Raw genomic sequence first — 22,414 nt, 5'->3', positions numbered from 1 at the left:
CCGGGCGCTCGGAGGTTGAAAAAAAGTGCGCTGAAGACCGTCCAATTTCCGCATCGTGATATTCGATTGCAAAAACAAGGGGTTCTGACAGCGCCGAGCAAGGAGAATGCAGGAGCATCCGCGTTTGGCCTTTGCGGTACCCCGGCAAAGGGCATTTACACACTCTGTTTCGTGAGACAAGCCATGACGACGACCCAGCAACCGACCATCATCTACACCCTGACCGACGAAGCCCCCCGCTTGGCCACGGCCTCTTTCCTGCCCATCATCCGCACCTTTGCGGCACCGGCGGGCATCAACGTGGCGGAGAGCGACATCTCCGTGGCGGCCCGCATCCTGGGCGAGTTTCCGGACTACCTGAGCGACGCGCAGAAGGTGCCCAACAACTTGGCCGAGCTGGGCAAGAAGACGCTCAAGGCCGACGCCAACATCATCAAGCTGCCCAACATCAGCGCCTCGGTGGCCCAGCTCAAGGCCGCCATCGCCGAACTGCAGGCCAAGGGTTATGCGCTGCCCGACTACCCGGACCAGCCCAAGGACGACAAGGAAAAGGAAATCAAGGCCCGCTACAGCAAGTGCACCGGCTCGGCCGTGAACCCCGTGCTGCGCGAAGGCAACTCCGACCGCCGCGCGCCCAAGGCCGTGAAGGAATACGCGCGCAAGAACCCGCACAGCATGGCCGAGTGGAGCCAGGCATCGCGTTCGCACGTGTCGCACATGCACGCGGGCGACTTCTACCACGGTGAAAAGTCGATGACGCTGGACCGCGCGCGCGACGTGAAGATGGAGCTGATCACCAAGAGCGGCAAGGCCATCGTCTTGAAGCCCAAGGTCAGCCTGCTCGACCGCGAAGTGATCGACAGCATGTTCATGAGCAAGAAGGCGCTGCTGGAGTTCTACGAAAAGGAAATCGAAGACGCCCGCAAGACCGGCGTGATGTTCTCGCTGCACGTGAAGGCCACCATGATGAAGGTGTCCCACCCCATCGTGTTCGGCCACTGCGTGCGCATCTTCTACAAGGACGCGTTCGCCAAACACGCCAAGACCTTTGAAGAGCTGGGCGTGAACGTGAACAACGGCATGGTGGACCTGTACAGCAAGATCGAGACCCTGCCGCAAAGCCAGCGCGACGAGATCAAGCGCGACCTCCACGCCTGCCACGAAAACCGCCCCGAGCTGGCCATGGTCGATTCCGCCAAGGGAATCACCAACTTCCACTCGCCCAACGACATCATCGTGGACGCCTCCATGCCCGCGATGATCCGCAACGGCGGCAAGATGTGGGACGCCAACGGCCGCCTGAAGGACGTGAAGGCCGTAATGCCCGAATCGACCTTCGCCCGCATCTACCAGGAGATCATCAACTTCTGCAAGTGGCACGGCGCGTTCGACCCCAAGACCATGGGCACGGTGCCCAACGTGGGCCTGATGGCCCAGCAGGCCGAGGAATACGGCAGCCATGACAAGACTTTCGAGATCCCCGAAGACGGCGTGGCCAACATCACCGACCTGGCCACCGGCGAAGTGCTGATGAGCCAGAACGTGGAACAAGGCGACATCTGGCGCATGTGCCAGGTCAAGGACGCCGCGATCCGCGACTGGGTGAAGCTGGCCGTGAACCGCGCCCGCAACTCCGGCATGCCCGTGGTGTTCTGGCTCGACTCGTACCGTCCGCACGAAGCGCAGCTGATTACCAAGGTCAAGATGTACCTGCACGAGCATGACACCACCGGCCTGGACATCCAGATCATGAGCCAGGTGCGTGCGATGCGCTACACGCTGGAGCGCGTGATCCGCGGCCTGGACACCATCAGCGCCACCGGCAACATCCTGCGCGACTACCTGACCGACCTGTTCCCCATCATGGAACTGGGCACCTCGGCCAAGATGCTGTCCATCGTGCCGCTGATGGCCGGTGGCGGCATGTACGAAACGGGTGCGGGCGGCTCGGCGCCCAAGCACGTGCAGCAACTGGTGGAAGAAAACCACCTGCGCTGGGACAGCCTGGGCGAGTTCCTGGCGCTGGCCGTATCGCTGGAGGATCTCGGTATCAAGAACAACAACCCGCAGGCCAAGCTGCTGGCCAAGACGCTGGACGCCGCCACGGGCAAGCTGCTGGACAACAACAAGAACCCCAGCCCCAAGACCGGCCAGCTGGACAACCGCGGCAGCCAGTTCTACCTGGCCCTGTACTGGGCACAAGAGCTGGCCGCGCAGACCGAAGACGCGGCCCTGGCCGCCAAGTTTGCCCCGCTGGCCAAGCAGCTGGCCGACAACGAGCAGAAGATCGTGGACGAGCTGAATGCCGTGCAGGGCCAGCCCGCCGACATCGGCGGCTACTACCTGCCCGACGTCGCCAAGCTCGACACGGTGATGCGTCCCAGCGCGACATTGAATGCAGCGCTGGCGTCGGTGAAGTAAGACGGTTGCGACAGGCTTGAGGTCAAATCGGCCTCTAGCGCTTACCTAGCAAGCGCTAAAAGCTATCGAATAAGTAGCAATTTTCAACACAAAGGCCCCGTTCCAGAACGGGGCCTTTGTCTTTGTGTTTCGGGGATGGAGAAAACTCAGGGCCGTTCGCGCTGCGCCACGCGGCTGTCCAGCAGCGCGGGCACATACGCAGGCAAAAACGCGCAGCCCTTGCCAAAGGTAGCCTCGAACGCCGGGCACTGCTGCGCAATGCCCTCGGGCGTGGGCTTCTCGCCCGCATCCACCCAACGCAACAGCGCGGCCAACAGCGTGGGATAGGTGGGATCGCTCAGGTAGCTGTGCGCGGCGTGCTGCGTGAAGGTCTGAACCAGCCGCGCGCCGCTGCCGCCGCGCTCCATGGTGCCCTTGAAGTACGCATCCAGCTCCACAAACGCCGTGGGGTCGTCCACGCCCTTCACCGTCAGCACGGGCACGGGGATGCGGCCGGTGAGGTCCGTGTCTTCGGCAAAACGGGCCACGGCGGCCGGGTCGGCACGGTAGCGCAGCACGGCCGCGTTCAGCGCCGCGTCGTCGGGCGAGCCCTTGTACTGCGCGCCCATGTTGCCAAACGGGCTCGCACCGCCCGTACGGTGCTGCACCACGTCGCGGTAGTGGAAGGTGCCCCAATTCAGGTGGCTCTGGATGGACGACGCCGGGATGCGCAGCACGCTCACCAGGGTTTGCACCTTGCGTTGCTGCTCGGGCGTGCGCTCGGCGGCGGGCTTGTTCAGCGCCAGGCATTCGTTGACACGCGCCTGCAGGTCGGCCTGCGTCATCGCCACCTCCTTGGGCAGGCCGATGTTCAGCGGGTACGGCGCCTCTGTCGGGCGGGGGTGGTTGTTGCACAAGTGCTGATAGATCACGCGCAGGTCGGTGCGCACGTCGTACGAGCGCGTGCCGCCGGCCAGCACGCCGCTGGTGAGCAGCAGGGCGTCGTACGGGCGCTTGCCCTCCGCAGTCGCGGTGAACATTTCGGCACCCTTGGCCGCCACGCTGGCGCCCCAGGACTGCCCGTGCAGCACGGTGCGCTTCGGCTGCGCCACGTGATGCACAAAGATCTGCCGCAGGCGCTCGGTGTCTTGCGCGGCGGCACGCACTTCCACCCCGCCCTGGCGGAAGGTGCTGCCTGCCCAGGCATAGCCCGCGCGGACCATGATGGACCAGCGCTCCAGGTCCTCCACCGCCCGCTCGGCCTTGGGCGAACCCAATGTGGGTCCGCCATGCGCGTGCAGCACGAGGTGCCCGTTCCACTGCTGCGGCATCGCGATCAGGTAGAACGCGCCGGCCGAGTCCTGCCCCGCCAGGCAGCGCGCCATGGCAGCGATGTCTTGAGGGCACGCCGTGGCCACCGGGGCTGTTTCGGACGCGGCCGATAGGGCGGTGGGAACGGCGCGGCCAGGCTGCGTGGGCACCGGTGCGCAGGCCGTGGCCATGATTGCGGCCAGCACACTCAGCGCTATGGTGGCGACAGGTGCGCAGCGGGGGCGCGCCGGGGGCGGGGAAAAAGGCATGGTGTCTCCAGGTGGTGTTTTGGTTGGGAAGCGCCGCGCATCGTAGAAACGGGCCTTCCATACGTCAAATATCCGCTCGACGCCAGTGCGATACGATTTCCATATGCATTGCCTTGCTGACCTTTGTGCTTTGCCGCCCTGTGCGCACCGTTGGGCCTGACCATGGACATCCGCCAATTGCGCTACTTCCTGGCAGTGGCAGAGGCCGGGCACATGACCCGCGCCGCCGAGCAGCTGGGCATGGCCCAGCCTCCGCTGAGCCAGCAGATCAAGGGCCTGGAGGCCACGCTGGGCCTGCCACTGTTCAAGCGGCACGCCAGGGGCGTGAGCCTGACGGAAGCGGGCCGCGCCCTGCAGGCCGACGCACTGCGGCTGGTGCACGACTTCGACGCGCTGCACAGCCGCATGCAGCTGCTCGCCGAGGGCAAGACCGGGCGGCTGACCATTGCCTTCACCAGCTCCGCGGCCGCGCATGAGTTCACGCCCTATGCACTGCGCGAATGCCGCGCTCGCCACCCCGGCCTGGTACTGGAAATTGGCGAAAACAACGCGGCGGAGATCACCGAGGCGGTGGCCGATGGCCGCCTGCACGCGGGGCTGCTGCGGGTGCCCGTGGCGCACCCGCCCGGCCTGGTGTTCGACACCCTGCAGCACGAGCCGGCCATGGTGGCCCTGCCCATCGACCATCCGCTGGCCCAGCGCCAGCGGCGGGGCAAGCCCCGCCCCATCGACATTGCCGACCTGGACGGCGAGCCCATGATCCTGGTGCGCCGCCCGGGCGCGCCGGGCCTGTATGCCAACTTGCTCGCGCTGTGCGCCGAACAGGGCGTACAGCCGCGCGTGGTGGCCGAGGTGGCGCGCATGCTGACCAACCTGAACCTGGTCGCCGCAGGCACGGGCATCTCGGTAGTGCCCTCGTCCATGCTGGGGGTGCACCGCCACGCCATCGCCTACCGGACGCTCGTGGACAAGGGCCGGCTGGACGTGCCGCTCACGCTGGTCTACCGTGCGGAGGACAACGTGGGTCCCACGGCCACCTTCACCCGCCTGCTCAAGGCCCTGGCCGAGCCGGTGGCGCCATCACGCGCACCGTCGCCTGCACGCGCGCCTCGCTAAAGGCCCGCGGCGGCACAATGGCAGGCCGTGCGCCCCCCACAACCGCTATAGTTAACCATTCAGTGAATTAGAAGCGCATGACCCCAGACTCCGACACCCCCGCCAAAGAGCGGCAACGGGATGCCGACCGCTCACAGGGCGCGATCTTTAGCGCAGCGCGCGACGAGTTTGCCGAGCACGGCCTGGGCGGCGCCCGCATGGACCGCATTGCCGAGCGCGCAGGCCTGAACAAGCGGCTTATCTACTACTACTTCGAGGACAAGGAAAAGCTCTTCCAGGCCGTACTGGAGCAGGCCTACCTGCACATCCGCGAGGAGGAGCGCAAGCTCAACCTGCTGGATCTGGCGCCCGCCACAGCCATCCGGCGCCTGGTGGAGTTCACCTGGAACTATTACCTGGAGAACCCGCAGTTCCTCACCCTGCTCAACAGCGCCAACCTGCACAAGGCGCGCCACCTGCACGAGTCGCAGCGCGCACGGGAGATGAACTCGCCGCTGATCGCCACGCTGGCCGAGGTGCTGGAGCGCGGCCGCCGCGAGGGCAGCTTCCGCGGTGGGGTGGACCCGGTGCAGCTGTATGTGTCCATCGCCGGGCTGTCGTACTTCTACCTGTCCAACAACCACACGCTGTCGGCCATCTTCGGCCGCGACCTGATGGCGCCCAAGGCCCAGCACGAACGCCTGTCGCACATGTGCGATGTGATCCTGGGCTACGTGCTGAAGTGACGACACCCTGAGTCGCTTCGCGCCTTTCCCCCAAGGGGGACGCCCCCAGCGCGGCGGAGCGGCCCTTGCGCGGGGGCGCTGGCCTGGGCCGCGCCCGTTCCACGGGCTGCAGCCGACACGCGCGGGACGGCTCCACCACCGCCCTCGGGTAAACCCCTAATTCCCAGTCCGGGAACTGCGTTGACGCGCGCTGGCTGATCTTGAAAAATGCACTTTATTCACTAAACAGTGAATTAAAGAGCAAGTCCAAGCCTGCCAACGGAGACAAATCCATGCCCTTCACCCGCAACACCCGCCGCGCTGCAATCACCGCCCTGGCGGCGGCCGCGCTCACCACCCTGTCGTTCGGCGCCCTGGCGCAAGGCGGCTACCCCAGCAAGCCGATCCGCGTGATCGTGCCGTTTGCGGCGGGCAGCACCACCGACATCATTGCGCGCGCCATTGCCGACAAGATGGGCCAGAGCGTGGGCCAGACGCTGGTGGTGGACAACCGCGGCGGCGCCAGCGGCACCATCGGCCAGCAGGCCGTGGCCACGGCCGCGCCGGACGGCTACACGGTGATGATCCATTCGTCGTCGCACACCGTGAGCCCCTCGACCTTCGCCAAGCTGCCGTTCGACACGGTGGGCGACTTCGCGGGGGTGACGCCCATCTCGTCGCTGCCCAATGCGCTGGTGATCTCGCCCGCCAAGGGCATCAAGACGCTGCAGGAACTGGTGGCCGCCGCGAAGGCCAAACCCGGCACGATCAATTTCGCCTCAGCCGGCCAGGGCAGCGCCACGCACCTGAATGCCGAGAAGTTCAAGCTGGCCGCCAAGATCGACGCGCAGAACATCCCCTTCAAGGGTTCGGCCGAGGCCGTGACCGAGGTGCTGTCGGGCCGCGTGGACTACTACTTCTCGCCGATTGCGCCCGTGATCGGCCAGATCAAGGACGGCCAGCTGCTGGCGCTGGCGGTGGGCTCGCCCAAGCGCGCGGCGGCCCTGCCCGACGTGCCCACCACGGCCGAGGCCGGCGTGCCGGGCTCGGAATTCAACTTCTGGATCGGGATGATGGTGCCCGCCAAAACGCCGCGCGACATCGTGAACCGCCTGCACGACGAGGTGGTGAAGGCGCTGGCCACGCCCGAGGTGAAGGAGCGCTTCCTGAAGCTCGGCGCCGATGCCTGGACGCTCAAGCCCGAGCAGTTCGACGCCTATATCCGGGACGAGATCAAGAGCAACGCCACGCTGGTCAAAGCAGCAGGCCTGCAGCCCACGCAATAAATCCCACCGCGCTGCAACGCAACGCCCCCTGCCATGGGGTGGTCACGCCGCGCTTTTGCCCATTCTCTTTTGCAACCTTTGAACTGAACGAACGGACCGACACCATGGCAACCCAACGACTCGGACTCATCATGCACGGCGTCACCGGACGCATGGGCATGAACCAGCATCTGATCCGCTCCATCTGCGCCATCCGCGCGCAGGGCGGCGTGGTGCTGAAGAACGGCAACCGCGTGATGCCCGACCCCATCCTGGTCGGCCGCAATGCCGAGAAGATGGAGGCCCTCGCCAAGGCGCACGGCATTGCGCGCTGGGGCACGGACCTCGACGCCGCGCTAGCGAACCCCGAGGACACGGTGTTCTTCGACGCCGGCACCACCCAGATGCGCCCCACCCTGCTCGCCAAGGCGATCCGCGCGGGCAAGCATGTGTACTGCGAGAAGCCCATCGCCACCAACCTCAACGAAGCGGTGGAGATCGCGCGCCTGGCCTCAGGCTCGGGCCTCAAGCACGGCGCGGTGCAGGACAAGCTCTTTTTGCCCGGCCTGCGCAAGCTGGACATGCTGCGCCGCGCGGGTTTCTTCGGCCGCATGCTCAGCGTGCGCCTGGAATTCGGCTACTGGGTCTTCGAAGGCGACCTGCAGCCCATCCAGCGCCCGAGCTGGAACTATCGCAGCGAAGACGGCGGCGGCATGATCCTGGACATGATGTGCCACTGGCGCTACGTACTGGACAACCTGTTCGGCGAGGTCAAATCGGTGTCGTGCATCGGCGCCACGCACATCCCCACGCGCTGGGACGAGGCCGGGCAACCGTACAAAGCCACCGCCGACGATGCGGCCTATGCCACCTGCGAGCTCACGGGCCACAACGGCGAGCCGGTGATCGCGCAGCTGAACATGAGCTGGGCCACGCGCGTGCGGCGCGACGACCTAGTGACCTTCCACGTCGACGGCACCGATGGCTCAGCCGTTGCAGGCCTCTCCAGCTGCCGCGCGCAAAGCCGCGTGGCCACGCCGCGCCCGGTATGGAACCCGGACGAGAAGCAGACCATGAACTTCTTCGACCAGTGGCAGGAGATTCCGGACTCGCAGTTCTACGACAACGGTTTCAAGATCCAGTGGGAACACTTCATCCGCCACGTGGTGGAAGACGCGCCGTACAAGTGGACCCTGCCCGAAGGCGCCAAGGGCGTGCAGCTGGTCGAAGCCGCGCTGGAAAGCTGGAAGGAACGCCGCTGGGTGGATGTAGCACCTCTGCAAGCCTGATCATCAACTACTATTTTGATAGCTGCTAGCGCTTACTGGATAAGCGCTAGAGGCCAATTTCATTCAAATTTCCGCGAGTACACCATGGCCTTCAGCCTCCCCCTGCCCACGGCCGACGGCCGCATCAGCCCCTACACGCTGCAAGGCCGCGCGCCCGTCGTCCCGCCCCGCGGCGCATCGTTCAACCGCATTGCCTACTCGGCCGCCCACGTGGTGGCCAACCCGCTCGCGGCCGTCGACCCGTGGCTGCAGTGCGCGGTGGACTGGGACGCGACGATTGCCTACCGCCAGCGCCTGTGGTCGCTGGGCCTGGGTGTGGCCGAGGCCATGGACACCGCGCAGCGCGGCATGGGGCTGGACTGGCCCACCTCGCTGGAGCTGATCCGCCGCTCGCTCGACGCCGCGCGCGACTTCGGCCCCGGCGCGCTGGTCGCGTCGGGTTGCGGCACGGACCACTTGGTGCTCGACGAGGTCAAGTCCGTGGACGACGTGATCCGCGGTTACGAAGAACAGATGGAGGCCATCGAAAAGCTCGGCGGCAAGCTCATCGTGATGGCCAGCCGCGCGCTGGCCCGCGTGGCAAAGAGCCCCGCCGACTACGAGCGCGTGTACGACCGCATCCTGAGCCAGGCCAGGCAGCCCGTGGTGCTGCACTGGCTGGGCGACATGTTCGACCCGGCGCTCGCGGGCTACTGGGGCTCGCGCGATGTGGATGCGGCCATGGGCACGGCGCTGGCCGTGATCGCCGCACACCCGGACAAGGTCGACGGCATCAAGATCTCGCTGCTCGACAAGGACAAGGAAATCGCCATGCGCCGGCGGCTGCCCGCCACGGGCGGCACCGACGGCCAGGGCGTGCGCATGTACACGGGCGACGATTTCAACTACGCCGAACTCATTGCCGGCGACGGCGCGGGCGGCACGCCGCGCCAGGGCCAGAGCGATGCGCTGCTGGGCATCTTCGACGCCATCGCGCCAGCGGCCAGCGCAGCGCTCGCGGCCCTGGCCGCGGGCGACACGGCGCGCTTTCACGCCATCCTCGGGCCCACCGTGCCGCTGTCGCGCCACATCTTCGCGGCGCCCACACGGTTCTACAAAACGGGCGTGGTCTTCATGGCCTGGCTCAACGGGCACCAGAGCCACTTCATCATGGTGGGCGGGCAGCAAAGCACGCGCTCGCTGGTGCACTTTGCCGAGCTGTTCCGGCTGGCCGACCAAGCCGACCTGCTGGAGCAACCCGAGCTGGCCGTGCAGCGCATGCGCACGCTGCTGGCGTTGCACGGCGTGGAGTGAGGCAAGGCCATGCGTGATTTTTCACAAGACCACCGTTGGCTGTCGATCAACACCGCCACCGTGCGCAAGCAGCAAGGGGCCGAGGTGCCGCTCGCGCGCATCATCGACCAGTGCGCCGAGCGCGGCATCCGCGCCATTAGCCCCTGGCGCGACCAGGTGGCGGCGGCAGGGCTGGAGGCTACCGCGCGGCAGCTGCGCAGCCACGGCATCGAACTGTCGGGCTACTGCCGGGGCGGCTTCTTCCCGGCGGCTGACGCGGCCGGGCTGCGCGCCGCACTGGAAGACAACCGCCGCGCCATTGACGAGGCCAAGACGTTGAACGCCGCCTGCCTGGTGCTGGTGGTGGGCGCCCTGCCCGGCGCACTCGATGGCACGCCGCAATACACCGACCTCGCGCGTGCGCGCAGCGAGGTGTTCGATGGCATTGCCGCCTCGCTGGAGTACGCGCGCCAGGTGGGCATGCCACTGGCCATCGAGCCGCTGCACCCCATGCAGGCGGCCGACCGCGCCTGCATCAACACGCTGGAGCAGGCGCTGGACATCTGTGATGCGCTGGACCCGCAACATACGGGCGCACTGGGCGTGGCCCTGGACGTGTACCACGTGTGGTGGGACCCGAAGCTGCAGCAACAGATCGCGCGCGCAGGCCAACAGCGCCTGTTGGCGTACCACGTGTGCGACTGGCGCCTGCCCACGCGAGATTTGCTCAGCGACCGGGGGATGATGGGCGACGGCGTGGTCGAGCTGAAGAAGATCCGCCAGTGGGTCGAAGCCGCAGGCTTTGTGGGCTATGCCGAGGTGGAGATCTTCTCGGCGCTGGACTGGTGGCAACGCACGGGCGAAGAAACGCTCAACACCTGCATTGCCCGGCACCGCAACGTGGTGTGACGTCGGGGACTAGGAACCTGGCAAGAAGCGGTTCGGACTCTGCCACCAGGCTGGGACCAAGGCGGCCCCGGCGAACGGCCTGTCCGCCGCGACGCGCCCCTCAGTCGCGCGGAGGTACGCGCATGCCTTCGAGCACCTGTCTCATCGATTCCTGCACGCGCTCGGCCTGGGCCTGCGTCTGCGGCGCGTCCGCCATCAAGCTTTGAAGGACCGCGAGCAGCGGTTCGAGTTCGACGGGCTTGGCAAGGAAGGCGTCGTACGCCTGGAAGACGCGCCGCACCACCTCTTCGTTGGTGCCGCTCATAAACACAAAGGGGATCTGGCTCAACGCCGGGTCTTGCTTGATCGCCGCACCGAATTCGCCCCCATTCATGATGGGCATCATGTAGTCGGACAAGATCAGCGCCGGCTGCTCCCCGTTGCGCAAAATCTCCAGCGCCTGACGGCCGTTGGACGCCACCGCGACGCGGTAGCCTTCGGCCTCCAGCAGCAACTGCATGACCTCGGCGTTTCCATATTCGTCTTCGACGATCAGAACAAGTTTCATCGGGACGGTCTCATTGGGTTCAAGCTGCCACGGACTCGGCAGCTTGCGGATGCGTCATGAAGATGTCCACTGCCGGCAGTGTGGCGCCGCCACCGCGGACTTTGACAATGGTGAGAATCCGCTCGTCGACCCGCCGCTCGCGACCGGGCACGGGCTCGAACGCGAACACGTTGTCGAACCATCCGGTGACGCCGTCGGCCAGCGGCGTGCCGGCCGCAATGGCCAACGCATCCGGGTCTACGGTGAAGACCGACGTTACGCCCCGCCGCCGCAGTTCGATCAACAGGCGGCCCAGAAAGCGGTAGCCCCGCTCCGGGAAGGCCAGGGTATCGGCCAATCCTGCCACGCCATCCACCACCAGCCGGCGTATTTTCAATTCGTCGACCAGTCGCAGCAGTTTGTGGCCCATCTCATCCATTGACTCGTCCTCGTGACCCAGGTTCTTGACAGAAAGCGATCCACCCGCAATGGCCGCTTCGACATCCAGCCCGCGCTCCGCGCCCATCCGGCGAATATCGCTGGCAAGTTCGGTACATGACAGCACCAATCCAGGTGCTTCAGGGGTGGAACACGCTGCGAACGCGAGGGCCAGCGTGGTCTTGCCACTGCCAGTGTGCCCAAGCAGCGCGGACGAACTGCCGGTCATCAGGCCGCGGCCTTGTAGGACGCCGTCGAGCGCAGCAACCCCCGAGGAAATGGCGGTGCTGCCCAGGCGGACATTGCCGGGGACCAAAGGCAGGCTCTCCAGCCGCGGAAAAAATTGCAGGCCCTGCGTGGAGATGCAGAACGTGTGCTGTCCGCGGATGACCTGGCTTCCGCGGAACTTGCGGACCTGCATGCGGCGCTCGGCACGCCAGTGAAAGCCATGGTCCTCGAACGAGAAGATCCCGTCCACCATGGTTTGCTCCGCGCTCAGCGCATTGCCATTGCCACTGGTCAGGACCAGGCAGGTACAGGACATGGCACTGACGAGGCTTTGCAGCTCATGCACGAACTGGCGCACCGAATCGTTGGTCATGGTCTCCAGGCTATTGACCACCAGACCGTCGATCACGAGCAACGAGGCCCGGTGGCGCATCAGCTCTGCGCGCAGCAGCTCCACAACCGCTTTCAGACCGCCGCGTTCCAGCTCTCGGTAGCCGCTCACGTAGAAGACTGCGGCGCTGACTTCCTGTTGGTCAAAGAATATCTGCTGCTCCATGTGCTGCAGCATCCGCGCATGAGATTCGGCCAGCATCGTGACATACAGGGTACGCACTTCACGCCGCGCAAGCGTATATGCGATCTGATTGGCGAGCGTGGTCTTGCCGACGCCTGGCGGACCTTCGAAGATGTAGACACCCCCCTCGAACAAGCCGCCGTTGAGGATTTCGTCCAGACCTTCCACAAGAGTGGGCAATCGTTTCATTCGTGTTGTCTTTTTGTCGTGACAGAGCGTGCGGGACAGGCCCAGGATGCAGGTACTGTGGAACCCCGGGTCCCTTCGAAATTTGATTCTAGAACGGTAGGCTGCACCAAAGGCCATGACGCAGTGGTTGGCGGAGGCCTGACCCGAGCCAGGCCGGCTCTCGGCAGACCCGTGGGCGCGCGGAGTCTTCCCCTCTTCCGTTCGGACGGGACGTGAGAGTATGCATAATACGAATCACTCTCATCCTAAATCACATCTTCAGCAGCACATGGCCACCCCCCCTTCGCGCTGGACCATCGCCTCGCGCATTGCCGCCGGGCTGCTGGGCGGCTACGCCTTCACGTGGGGCTTTATCGCCCTGGGCATCGGGTTGCTGTTTGCCGCCCAGATGGAGTTTCATGATGCAGAGGCGCTGGGCTACATCGTCGGGTTCCTCGTTTTTCTGATGGCGTTCCTGTGGGCGTTTTCTGCGGCAAGTGTGAAGCGCGTGTGGCTGGTGCTCGCCGGTGGCGGCGCGCTGATGACCAGCGCAGCATCGCTGGTACAGCACGCCATCTTGTGACCCGCTGAGGAGTTGAATTCCATGTTCCAGAACTTCCGGCTCACCATGGCCTGGCTGCACACCTGGTTTGGCCTGGTGCTGGGCTTTGTGCTGATGGTGGTGTTTTTCTTCGGCTCGCTGTCGGTGTTCGATCGCGAGATCGACCGCTGGGCGATCCCGGCCACGCGCTTCGCGCCGCAGCCGATGCCCTCGTTCGACACCATCCTGAAGCCGGTGTTCGAGGACATGCGCCCCAGCGCCGAGAACATCGAGGCCGCCAAGAACCGCGTGAACGGCCCGGTGGCGCAGGCGTTCCCGGTCATCAAGACCTGGGGCGCCTACACCACCCACCGCGACCCGGTGCTGGGCTTGTTTGCCAGCTACGAGCTGCTCAACGCCAAGAACCCGCACGACGACACCATCTGGGGCAGCCGCACCATCGACCCGCGCAACGGCGCATCGCTGCCCGACGACCACCTCAAGATCGGCAGCCAGTTTTTCTACCCGCTGCACTACAGCCTCAACCTCAAGTGGAAGGACCTGGGTACCTGGATCGTGGGCTTTGCGGCGCTGATGATGCTGGTGGCGCTGGTCAGCGGCGTGGTGATGCACCGCAAGATCTTCCGCGAGTTGTTCACCTTCCGCCCCCAAAAGCACACGCAGCGCAGCGCGCTGGACCTGCACAACCTCACGGGCGTAGTGGCCCTGCCGTTCCATTTCATCTTTGCGTTCTCGGGTCTGGTGATTTTTGGGGGCACCTATTTCCCGGTCACCCACACCCAGCTGCACCCGCTGCATGAGTTGCATGAAAAACACGAGGCCCTGGAGACCGGCCTGCCCCATGAGCGCGCAGGCGTGGCCGGCACGCTGGCGTCGGTGGACGCCATGGTGGCCGAGGCCCAGCGCCGCTGGGCCGCGCAGGGCATGGCGGGCGACGTGGGCTTTCTGAACGTGCAGCACGTGGGCGATGCCAATGCCTATGTCAGCATCTACCGCGCGGGCACCGACCGCATCGCGCTGGTGGGCAACGGCATCCACTTCAAGGCCAGCACGGGCGAGGTACTGCGCGAAGACCCGCCCCTCACGCCCGTGGCCAGCGTGAACACCTTCCTTACCGGCCTGCACCTGCAGCACTTCCGGCACTGGCTGCTGCGCTGGCTGTATGTGCTGGGCGGCCTGTCGGGCTGCGTGTGCATCGCCACGGGATTCATCTTCTTTGTGGAAAGGCGCAAGCGACAGCATGCCAGACAGGGCGTGACCGGCGCACGCTGGGTGGATGCGTTTGCGGTGGCCACCGTCACCGGCATCGTGATCGCCGCACTCGCCATGCTCATTGGCAACCGCCTGCTGCCCAACGACCTGCCCGGGCGCGGCGGCTGGGAGCAGAACATTTTCTGGGGCGCCTGGGCCCTGGCCTTTGTACACGGCATCTGGCGCACCGCACCGGTCGCCAGCGCCCGCATGGCGCCCGCCTGGGCCGAGCAATGCTGGGCCATTGCGGTGCTCGGCGTGGCGGCTGTGGTGTTGAACTGGCTGACCACTGGCGACCACCTGCTGCGCACAATTGGCAACGGCTACTGGCCGGTGGCGGGAGTGGACCTGGCCATCCTGGCGAGCAGCGTGCTCGCCGTGGTGGCGGCGCGCACGCTGCAGCGTCGCCGGACACAGGCATCATCCTCTGCACCCGACAGAGACGACGGGACAGCCACCCCGCTGGAGACTGCCCATGCCTGACGCCCTGTTGCTGGCGGCCGCCATGGCCGCCAACGTCATCGGCCTCGGCTGGCTTGCGCTGTCGATGGATGTGCACTGGCAACAGGTGCGCGGCGCCGAATCGTTGGCGCGCAGCACGGTGCGCGTGCTGCGCTGGCTGGGCGCCGTGGGCGTGGTCTTTTCGCTCGCCCTGTGCCTGGCGGTGGACCACGCGTCGATGGCCGTGCTGGTGTGGTTCATGGCGCTGGCCGGTGCGGCCCTCACTATTGCTTTCACGCTGTCGTGGCGCCCGTCGGTGCTAAGGGTTTTGGCGGCATGGGTGCGACTCAGCCAGCGGGAACTGCCGAGCTAAATCCCATAGCTTTTACATCCTGCGCCCATCCATTACAACAAGTGACGTTTCACTTTGAAAGAAACGTTCGTGTGTGGATTTGCGTATGTAGCATGTCTTCGGTAAAAACATTGAGAGGGCACTACCGTGTTGAAGCTAGATCGGGATGGGATGGTGATAGAGAACTCCAGAATTGTTCCGCAGCGAGTGGCATCTATCGAACGCACAAAGATATCCGCAGTGAAAAGCATCATCGCTCACCAGACGGGTTCCAGCACTGAACATTCAACCCTCAATAGCTACAAAAAACCTGGCGCAAACGGGGCCCACTTCCTAATATCCAAAACAGGCATCATTTTTCAGACAGCATCCGTTTTTTATAAAACCCAGCATGTTGGCCCTATTAAGGCCCGCTGCATGGCCGAATTTACGTGTACTCCGGCCGAAACTATTGCGTACAAGAAAATGGGGCCTTCTGCGATGCATGCTGCGGAAATGAAGAAGCCTTTGCCAGAGCGATACGCGTCTAATTCCGAATCGATAGGCGTTGAAATCGTTGGACGCGCAAATCTACCGCCCCACAAGCCTATGCCCAAGGGCCTGACAGATGTTCAACAACGCCGCTTCTTCGATGAGCACTCTGTGTACGAGCCGCTGACCGGAGCCCAACAGCTTTCTTTTAAGTACTTGATAGGGGAGTTGCTGGAAACTTTTACTCTGAAAAAGGCAGACGTTTTTCGACATCCGACGGTCAGCAGAAAAAATGCCACCGAGGCAGCCACCGCAGAATGGTGATCGACAAATTTTTTCTCGCCGCAGGGTTGCTCGCCGCAAACATTTCAGCGACTGCGCAACCGGCAAGCTCTCTTTTTGGCGATGGAAAGAACCTGCGCTACGTAGTCAAGTCTTCAACCCCGGGAGCGGATTCCCGTCAGGCAGAGGCATGCCAGGAGAACATCCTCGACGAGCGCCGAATGGCGTTTTTCATCAGGAACGCCGTCGTCAGCACCGCCACCAACTACAGTCGCGCACTGGTTCAGGGAGATTGCACAGGCGAGGGTTTTGTGGTGGCCCATGAAAGGCGGGCCTATCGGCTGACCATTGACAGCGCCACAGGCTGGGGTGCGGTCGAATCGGGACCGAGGACCACGTATCTGTACTGTGCCCGCTGCGAAGGTTTGCTGGAGAAGGATTTCAATCTCGGCCCCTGAGCGCCGAGCGCAACCAGCGGCTCCCTGCATGGGGGTCGTATCGACGTTCAGAGCGAGGGCCGCTTCAGCGTACGCGTGCGCATGCGGCGTGCAGTCCGGCCGCAGGGCGCGGGCGTCTGCGCGGCGCCAACGCGCTGAGGGGCGGCCCCCGTGTCTCCACAGGGATCGCACCGACGGAAGCCCCGCGGCCCACCGGCCCTAAATTTTGCCCATGTAATCCCGCTTGCCCAGCTCCACCCCGTTGTGGCGAGCCAGCGCATAGGCGGTGGTCACGTGGAAGAAGAACTGCGGCAGGCCGTAGTGCAGCAGGTACTGCTCGCCCACGAACTGCCGCTCGCGCGGGGTGCCGGGCTGGATGGTGATGCTGCGTGTGGCGGCGTCGGCAAAGGCGTCAGCGGGCAGGCCTTGGATAAATGCGATCACGGTGTCGATGCGCCCGTTCAGCTCGGCAAAGCCGGGGCGCTCCGGGTCGGGGAAAGAAGGAACCTCCACGCCGGCCAGGCGCGCCGACACCCCCTTGGCGAAATCACATGCAATCAGCACCTGCCGCGCCAGCGGGAACATGTCAGGAAACAGCCGCGCCTGCAGCAGCGCATCGGGGTCGATCTTGCGGGCGGTGGCGTGGGCCTCGGTCTTGGCCAGGATGTCCTTGAGCGAGCCGAGCATCTGGCGGAAGACGGGGATGCTGGCGTTGTAGAGGGGTGCGGTCATGGGAAGTGGTGAATACGGTTAGGTAAGTGGGAGAGCGTGCAACAACAGTCCTCATTCGGGCGTGTTGGGATCGCCGTCATCGCCGGGAGCGCTCAGCGCCTGCCTTGCAAGTTCCTCGTCGGAGAGTTCTGGCGCGTGCTGCATCTCGTTCCACTCTTCCAGAAACTCGTCGGTGGGCTCTTCGCCATGCACCAGCACGTCTTCCACGCTCTGGGTACGGCGGGGCGCAGAGAGAGCGCCAGTGTTCTCTGGCACAGCGGCGGGTTGCGCAGACCGCGGCGCCGCTGTGTTCTGCCTGCCCTCCAGGTACGCAGCGAAGTCCCCGTTGGCGGGCGCGTTGGTGTTGCCATGGCTGTTCATCAAGGCTTCCTTTCAGAGAATCCGGTGGAATGGAACAGGCCGGAGTAGGCCACAAATCCGCCAGCCGTCAGACTACGGCCATCAGACCGCGCCTGCGGGCGCGACCGGCGCAGTGCGTCGCACCCGCCGAACATTGAACGCACTCGCAATCAACACCCCCTGCACCACTGCCAGGCCCAGCAGCACCGCCGTGTAGCGGCCGTGGTCCAGCAGCAGGCCGAACAGAAGGGGCGATAGCGCCTGGCCGATGTCGAGGCCCGAGTACACGATGCCGTAGACACGGCCTGTGGAGCCTTCGGGGGTGGAGCGCTTGACCAGCAGGTCGCGCGAGGGACCGGCGATGCCGGCGCAAAAGCCCATCACGCCGAACAGCACGGGGACCAGCACGCCGGGCACCTGTGCCAGGGCCAGCGCCACGGCCACGCAGGCGGCCAGGCCGAAGCCGATACCGACGATGCGCTCGCAGCGGCTGGGGTCGGCCGCCAGGAAACCGCCCAGCACCATGCCGCCTGCGCTGGCAACCATGTACACGGTGAGGCACATGGCGGCCAGGGCCATGGGCACCGCGTGCAGCTGGCGCGCGGCCTCGGGGGCGAAGGCCTGCACCACGTTCAGCGCCACGGCGTAGAAGAAGAAGAACGCAAAACACATCCACACGGCCGGGATGCGCAAAAAGGCAAAGCTGCCGCCCTGTGCTGGCGCACCGGTTGCTGCGGACGGGGCCGCCGCGCTGGGCGCGGGGCTGGCCGGCAGCGCCAGATGGCGGCGGCTGGCCAGCAGCACCAGCAGCACCGCAAATGCCAGCACGCCCGCGCACACCAGCGCCACGCGCCACGAAGTGGCGATGGCGATGGGCACCAGCATGGCGGGCGCCAGCGCCCAGCCCAGGCTGCCGGTGATACCGTGCACGCTGTACGCATGGCCCAGGCGCGGCGCGCTCACGCGCTTGTTGAGCAGGGTGTAGTCCACCGGGTGGAATACGCCGTTGCCGATGCCCGCCAGCACCGAGAACGCGGCCAGCATGGCGTAGCTGGTGCTGGCCGCAAAACCGAAGGCCGCCAGGCCCAGCAGCGCCAGGCCGCCAAACAGGATGGGGCGGGGGCCAAAGCGGTCCACCACAAAGCCGGAGCCCGCCTGCACTGCGCACGACACCACGAAGAAGATGGTCATGAGGAAGCCCAGCTCGGTATAGCCGACCTGGAAGGCGTCTTTGAGCCAGGGGAACAGCGGCGCCAGCAGCAGCTGGCTGTAGTGGCTGATGAGGTGAGCAATGCCCACCAGGCCGATGACGCTGGCGTCGGCGCGCAGGGGCACGGGGGCGGCGGGAAGGGGGGCGGCGGTGGCGTTGGCGGAAGTCATGGCGGCATCGTAGACTTCGGCCTGGGTTTCTGGAATGCGACGGAACGCCAGCTTTCGGCGGATTTGCGCCAAATATGGCATGGCGTTCCACACCGCTCCGTGTCACCCCCTGCAACCATGTCCCTGCCTCGCCAGCGCCACCCCGCCCCCTTGGGCGACACCGACCCCTTCACCCCCACGCCCGCGCGGCCGGTGCGCGTGCGCGCGCGCGACATGGCGGCGGATTCGCACTTCGAGCCGCACCGCCATGCCTGGGGCCAGCTCGCGTACTGCGCGAGCGGCGTGATCCAGGTGAGCGTGCACGCGCCGGGTCCGCCCGCCTCGTACATCGTGCCGCCGTCGCGCGCGGTGTGGATTGCGCCAGGCGCGCTGCATGCGGTGGCGGTGCTGGAGGCCGCCGCCTTCCGCACGCTGTATGTGGACCCTAGCGTGGTGCCGGCCGACGGGGTGAGCGGCCGCGTGCTGGCGGTGACTCCGCTGCTGCGCGAGCTGGTCTCGGCGCTGGACCCGGTGGGCGGCCCGCCGCCTGGCCCAGCCCGCGAGGCGGCGCTGACGGCGCTGGTGCTGGACGAAATGGCCCAGGCCGAGACCCTGGCCCTGGGCGTGCCCTTGCCCGGACCGCACAGCGACAAGCGCCTGCGCGCGCTGTGCCAGGCGGTGCTGGACGCACCCGGCCGCCACGCCACGCTGCACGGCTGGGCGGCGGACAGCGGCGCCAGCGAGCGCACGCTGGCGCGCCTGTTCCGCGCGCAGTTCGGCATGGGGTTTGCACAATGGCGCAAGCAGGCGGTGCTGGCCCATGCCCTGCCCCGCCTGGCGCGCGGCGAGCCGGTGGGCCAGGTGGCGGCGTCCAGCGGCTACGGCAGCGAGAGCGCGTTCTCGGCAATGTTCAAGGCAGCGATGGGTCAACCGCCCAGCAGCTTTCTGGGCAGGGCCAAGCTATTAATTTGAGAGCTGGTAGCGCTTGTCGATAGGGCATTTCAAGCCATTTATGCCTGAAGCCCTTGCGTATCAAGCGCCAGCAACTATGAAATCAGGAGCGCCCAGCGGCCGGGGGCGTCCGAACAGGTAGCCCTGGCCCTGCGTGCACCCCAGGTCGATCAGCACCTGCTGCTGGGCAGGCGTTTCGATGCCCTCGGCCACCACGTTCAGGCCCAGGGACCCGGCCAGGGCCAGCACGGCGCGCACCACGGCGGCGCTGGGGTTGGGGGCGGTGGCGTCGTCGCTCGCGGGCGGCGGCCCTGCGTCCAGCGGCTGCACAAAGCTGCGGTCGATCTTGAGGGTGAGCAGCGGCAGGCGGTGCAGGTAGCCCAGTGACGAGTAGCCTGTGCCGAAATCGTCCAGTGCCAGGGCCATGCCGTGGGCGCGCAGCTCGTGCAGCACGGTGCTGGTGCGCTCGGGGTCTTCGATGAGCGCGCCTTCGGTGATCTCCAGGCACAGGCGCTGCGGAGGCAGGCCCGTGTCGTGCAACACGCGCAGCATGCGCTCGCCAAAACCGGGCTGGCGGAAGTGGCGCGGTGCGACGTTCACGCTCAGGTAGCCGGCAAAGCCTGTGGTCTGCACCAGCTGTGCCATGCGGGCGGCCGCGGCTTCGTAGATCTGCCAGTCGATGGCGTCGATGCTGCCGCTGTCTTCGGCCACGCGCAGAAACTCGCCAGGCGTCAGCAGCCCCTCGGTGGGGTGGTGCCAGCGCACCAGAGCTTCGTAGCCACACACGCTGCCGTCCACCAGCGAGACGATGGGCTGGAAGTAGGGCTCGAACTGCTGCTCCTTCACAGCCACCCACAGCGCGTTCTCCAGCTCCAGCACACGCAGCGCGTCGCTGTGCAGGTGCGCGTCATACAACTCGTAGCGGCGGCGGCCGTTGACCTTGGCGCGGTACATGGCGGTGTCGGCGTTGCGCAGCAGGTCGGCGGCATTGGGCTTGTCGCGGTCGCACAGCGATATGCCGATGCTGGCAGAGGCAAACAGGCGCTTGCCCTCCACCTCCATGGGCTCGTCCAGCACCTCCAGCATGCGGCGCGCGATGCGCACCACGGGGTCCGCGGCGGGGGCGTCGGCCACCAGCACGGCAAACTCGTCGCCGCCCACGCGGGCGACCATGTCCGGCGCGCGCAGCACGCTGGCCAGGCGCCGGCCGATCTGCTGCAGCACGGCATCACCGGCCGGATGGCCCATGCTGTCGTTGATGAGCTTGAAGCGGTCCACATCGATGAACATCACTGCGAAGCGCTGGTCGGGCTGGCGGTGCAGGCGGCTTTGCAGCCAGTCGAGCCGCTCCAGCAGGTAGCTGCGGTTGGGCAGGCCGGTGAGTGCGTCGTGCAAGGTCTCGTGCTTGAGCTGCGCCTCCACGCGGCGGCGCACTTCGATCTGCTCCTGCAGCTCGGCGGTGCGCTCGGCCACGCGCTGCTCCAGTTCGGCGTTGGCGCGGCGCAGCGATTCGGTGGTGCGCCGGCGCACCAGGCTGCTGGCGATCTGATGCGACACAAAGCCCAACAGGTCCCGGTCGCGCTCGGTGTAGGTCACCTCGGGCTGGTAGCTCTGCACGGTGACCACGCCAAGCGCTCGGCCCTCACAAACCAGCGGCACGCCCACCCAGGACCGCGAGCTGGGCCCGCTCTTGCTGATGACGCCCTGCCGGTGCAGCTGCTCGATCTCGTCGCCCGAGGCCAGCAGCGGCTGGCCGTTGCGCAGCACGTACTCGGTCATGCCGTTGCCCAGCGGCCGCGACTTGGTGCCGACGTGGTTCTCGTCCACGTAATACGGAAAGTGCAGTTCGCTGCTGTCTTCGGACAGCAGCGCGATGTAGAAATTGCGCGCATTGAGCAGTTCACCCACGCTGTGGTGCACGGCGCGGTAGAAGTCCTGCACGGGGCCCTGGTCGTTGGCCCGCTCGGCAATGCGGTACAGGGCGGCCTGCAGGCGCTCGCCGCGCTGGCGGCGCGCCACCTCGGCCTGCAGCGCCTGGTTGGCGCGGGCCAGCTCGGCCGTGCCGGCGCTTACGGCGCGCTCCAGGTCCTGCCGGGTCTGCCTGCGCTGCACGGCGGTCAGCACGTGACTGGCCACAAACTCCAGTAGCTCCTGCTCCTCAGGACCGTAGCGCCCGCCTTGGTCGTAGCTTTGCACCACCAGCACGCCGCGCACCTGTGCGCCGTCGCGCAGCGGCACGCCCAGCCAGTCGGGCGCGTAGGCGCCCAGCGCCTGCAGCTGGCCGTCCAGCTGCTGCGCCAGCGCGTCCATGGAACCGCGCAGCGTCTTGCCGCCACGCACGAGGTGCCAGGTCAGCGACTGGTGCATGTCGGCCATGGGGATGATCACACCCAGCGGCGGAATGTCCGTGGTGGCCTCGTCCACAAAGTAGATGAACTCCAGCGTGTCGGCGTCCTCGTCGTACAGCGCCATGAAGAGGTTGCGCGCGTACATCAGGGTGCCCACGATGGCGTGCAGCTGCTCCAGCATGGCGCGCATGCTCAGGTCGGCGCCCGACAGGTCGGCAATGGCAAACAGCGCGCGCTGCAGCCGCTCGGCCTGGGCCAGCTGGTGCACCGCGCCGCGCAGGCGGTCCAGCGTGCCCGGCGGCGAGGACAGGGCAGCAGCGGCAGCGGTGGGCAGGGGGGGAGGCTGGCTCATGAACGGGCAGTGGTACGACAAGCATTGTTGCCGAAGCCGGGGCCCGCTGCGGGCTTTCGTCAGACTTG

At 66.1% G+C, this 22,414-nt stretch carries 20 protein-coding genes; 13 read left to right on the top strand and 7 right to left on the bottom strand.

From position 1 onward, the window contains the following. Positions 1-183: 183 nt before the first annotated feature. The gene (locus ACK4HJ_RS09180; protein WP_409830227.1) at positions 184-2,421 is read left to right on the top strand and encodes an NADP-dependent isocitrate dehydrogenase; all 2,238 of its coding nucleotides are present in this window, start codon (positions 184-186) and stop codon (positions 2,419-2,421) included. 146 nt (positions 2,422-2,567) lie between these two features. On the opposite strand, the gene ACK4HJ_RS09175 is transcribed toward ACK4HJ_RS09180, so the two are convergent. Continuing rightward, positions 2,568-3,980, bottom strand: coding sequence for a hypothetical protein (locus tag ACK4HJ_RS09175; RefSeq protein ID WP_409830224.1), 1,413 nt, complete (start codon positions 3,978-3,980; stop codon positions 2,568-2,570). Positions 3,981-4,142: 162 nt separating this feature from the next. Between ACK4HJ_RS09175 and ACK4HJ_RS09170 the strand changes: the two genes are divergently transcribed. The 6 genes from ACK4HJ_RS09170 (at position 4,143) to ACK4HJ_RS09145 (ending at position 10,535) form a co-directional block, all read left to right on the top strand. Further along, positions 4,143-5,096 (top strand): LysR family transcriptional regulator, encoded by a 954-nt coding sequence (locus tag ACK4HJ_RS09170; protein ID WP_409830221.1) that lies wholly within the window; start codon positions 4,143-4,145, stop codon positions 5,094-5,096. 77 nt (positions 5,097-5,173) lie between these two features. Then, a complete protein-coding gene (locus ACK4HJ_RS09165) occupies positions 5,174-5,821 on the top strand; it encodes a TetR/AcrR family transcriptional regulator (protein WP_409830219.1) in 648 nt (215 codons plus the stop codon). Between the two features lie 272 nt (positions 5,822-6,093). Beyond that, positions 6,094-7,086 (top strand): tripartite tricarboxylate transporter substrate binding protein, encoded by a 993-nt coding sequence (locus tag ACK4HJ_RS09160; RefSeq protein WP_409830216.1) that lies wholly within the window; start codon positions 6,094-6,096, stop codon positions 7,084-7,086. A 104-nt stretch (positions 7,087-7,190) separates the two neighbouring features. Beyond that, a complete protein-coding gene (locus ACK4HJ_RS09155; RefSeq protein WP_409830214.1) occupies positions 7,191-8,354 on the top strand; it encodes a Gfo/Idh/MocA family protein in 1,164 nt (387 codons plus the stop codon). An 84-nt stretch (positions 8,355-8,438) separates the two neighbouring features. Next, complete coding sequence (locus ACK4HJ_RS09150; protein ID WP_409830211.1) at positions 8,439-9,647, top strand: dihydrodipicolinate synthase family protein; 1,209 nt, start codon at positions 8,439-8,441, stop codon at positions 9,645-9,647. Between the two features lie 9 nt (positions 9,648-9,656). After that, positions 9,657-10,535: a sugar phosphate isomerase/epimerase family protein gene (locus tag ACK4HJ_RS09145; RefSeq protein WP_409830208.1), complete on the top strand. Its 879-nt coding sequence runs from the start codon at positions 9,657-9,659 to the stop codon at positions 10,533-10,535. A gap of 100 nt (positions 10,536-10,635) precedes the next feature. Here the strand turns inward: ACK4HJ_RS09145 and ACK4HJ_RS09140 are convergent, their stop codons facing one another. Together ACK4HJ_RS09140 and ACK4HJ_RS09135 are read right to left on the bottom strand one after the other, a co-directional pair. After that, entirely contained in the window at positions 10,636-11,082 is a 447-nt protein-coding gene (locus ACK4HJ_RS09140; RefSeq protein WP_409830206.1) for a response regulator, read from the bottom strand. A 19-nt stretch (positions 11,083-11,101) separates the two neighbouring features. Then, on the bottom strand, positions 11,102-12,490 hold the full coding sequence (locus ACK4HJ_RS09135) for an RAD55 family ATPase (RefSeq protein ID WP_409830203.1): 1,389 nt from the start codon (positions 12,488-12,490) through the stop codon (positions 11,102-11,104). 268 nt (positions 12,491-12,758) lie between these two features. Here ACK4HJ_RS09135 and ACK4HJ_RS09130 point away from each other — a divergent pair, with 268 nt between their 5' ends. The 5 genes from ACK4HJ_RS09130 (at position 12,759) to ACK4HJ_RS09110 (ending at position 16,286) form a co-directional block, all read left to right on the top strand. Further along, a complete protein-coding gene (locus ACK4HJ_RS09130) occupies positions 12,759-13,052 on the top strand; it encodes an iron uptake protein (protein WP_409830201.1) in 294 nt (97 codons plus the stop codon). Positions 13,053-13,073: 21 nt separating this feature from the next. Then, on the top strand, positions 13,074-14,765 hold the full coding sequence (locus ACK4HJ_RS09125; protein WP_409830199.1) for a PepSY-associated TM helix domain-containing protein: 1,692 nt from the start codon (positions 13,074-13,076) through the stop codon (positions 14,763-14,765). Then, positions 14,758-15,096 (top strand): DUF3325 domain-containing protein, encoded by a 339-nt coding sequence (locus ACK4HJ_RS09120; RefSeq protein WP_409830197.1) that lies wholly within the window; start codon positions 14,758-14,760, stop codon positions 15,094-15,096. Before ACK4HJ_RS09125 ends, ACK4HJ_RS09120 begins: the two co-directional genes overlap by 8 nt. Before the next feature lie 219 nt (positions 15,097-15,315). Further along, positions 15,316-15,870: an N-acetylmuramoyl-L-alanine amidase gene (locus ACK4HJ_RS09115; RefSeq protein WP_409830194.1), complete on the top strand. Its 555-nt coding sequence runs from the start codon at positions 15,316-15,318 to the stop codon at positions 15,868-15,870. Then, the gene (locus ACK4HJ_RS09110; protein WP_409830191.1) at positions 15,864-16,286 is read left to right on the top strand and encodes a hypothetical protein; all 423 of its coding nucleotides are present in this window, start codon (positions 15,864-15,866) and stop codon (positions 16,284-16,286) included. The genes ACK4HJ_RS09115 and ACK4HJ_RS09110 overlap by 7 nt, the downstream gene beginning before the upstream one ends. A gap of 198 nt (positions 16,287-16,484) precedes the next feature. Here the strand turns inward: ACK4HJ_RS09110 and ACK4HJ_RS09105 are convergent, their stop codons facing one another. From ACK4HJ_RS09105 to ACK4HJ_RS09095, 3 genes are all read right to left on the bottom strand, one after another. Then, a complete protein-coding gene (locus tag ACK4HJ_RS09105; RefSeq protein ID WP_409830189.1) occupies positions 16,485-16,997 on the bottom strand; it encodes a DUF1993 family protein in 513 nt (170 codons plus the stop codon). Positions 16,998-17,048: 51 nt separating this feature from the next. After that, positions 17,049-17,357, bottom strand: coding sequence for a hypothetical protein (locus ACK4HJ_RS09100; protein WP_409830186.1), 309 nt, complete (start codon positions 17,355-17,357; stop codon positions 17,049-17,051). A gap of 81 nt (positions 17,358-17,438) precedes the next feature. Then, positions 17,439-18,716 (bottom strand): MFS transporter, encoded by a 1,278-nt coding sequence (locus ACK4HJ_RS09095; protein ID WP_409830183.1) that lies wholly within the window; start codon positions 18,714-18,716, stop codon positions 17,439-17,441. Positions 18,717-18,833: 117 nt separating this feature from the next. Between ACK4HJ_RS09095 and ACK4HJ_RS09090 the strand changes: the two genes are divergently transcribed. Beyond that, positions 18,834-19,667 carry an AraC family transcriptional regulator gene (locus ACK4HJ_RS09090; protein WP_409830180.1) on the top strand — a complete coding sequence of 278 codons (834 nt, stop codon included), beginning with the start codon at positions 18,834-18,836 and terminating at the stop codon, positions 19,665-19,667. A 60-nt stretch (positions 19,668-19,727) separates the two neighbouring features. On the opposite strand, the gene ACK4HJ_RS09085 is transcribed toward ACK4HJ_RS09090, so the two are convergent. Next, positions 19,728-22,346 (bottom strand): EAL domain-containing protein, encoded by a 2,619-nt coding sequence (locus ACK4HJ_RS09085; RefSeq protein ID WP_409830178.1) that lies wholly within the window; start codon positions 22,344-22,346, stop codon positions 19,728-19,730. Positions 22,347-22,414: the final 68 nt, after the last annotated feature.

The organism is Acidovorax sp., from assembly GCF_046294525.1.
In the GTDB taxonomy this organism is placed as follows: Bacteria; Pseudomonadota; Gammaproteobacteria; order Burkholderiales; family Burkholderiaceae_C; genus Acidovorax.
This window is presented reverse-complemented; position numbering and strand designations above follow the sequence as displayed.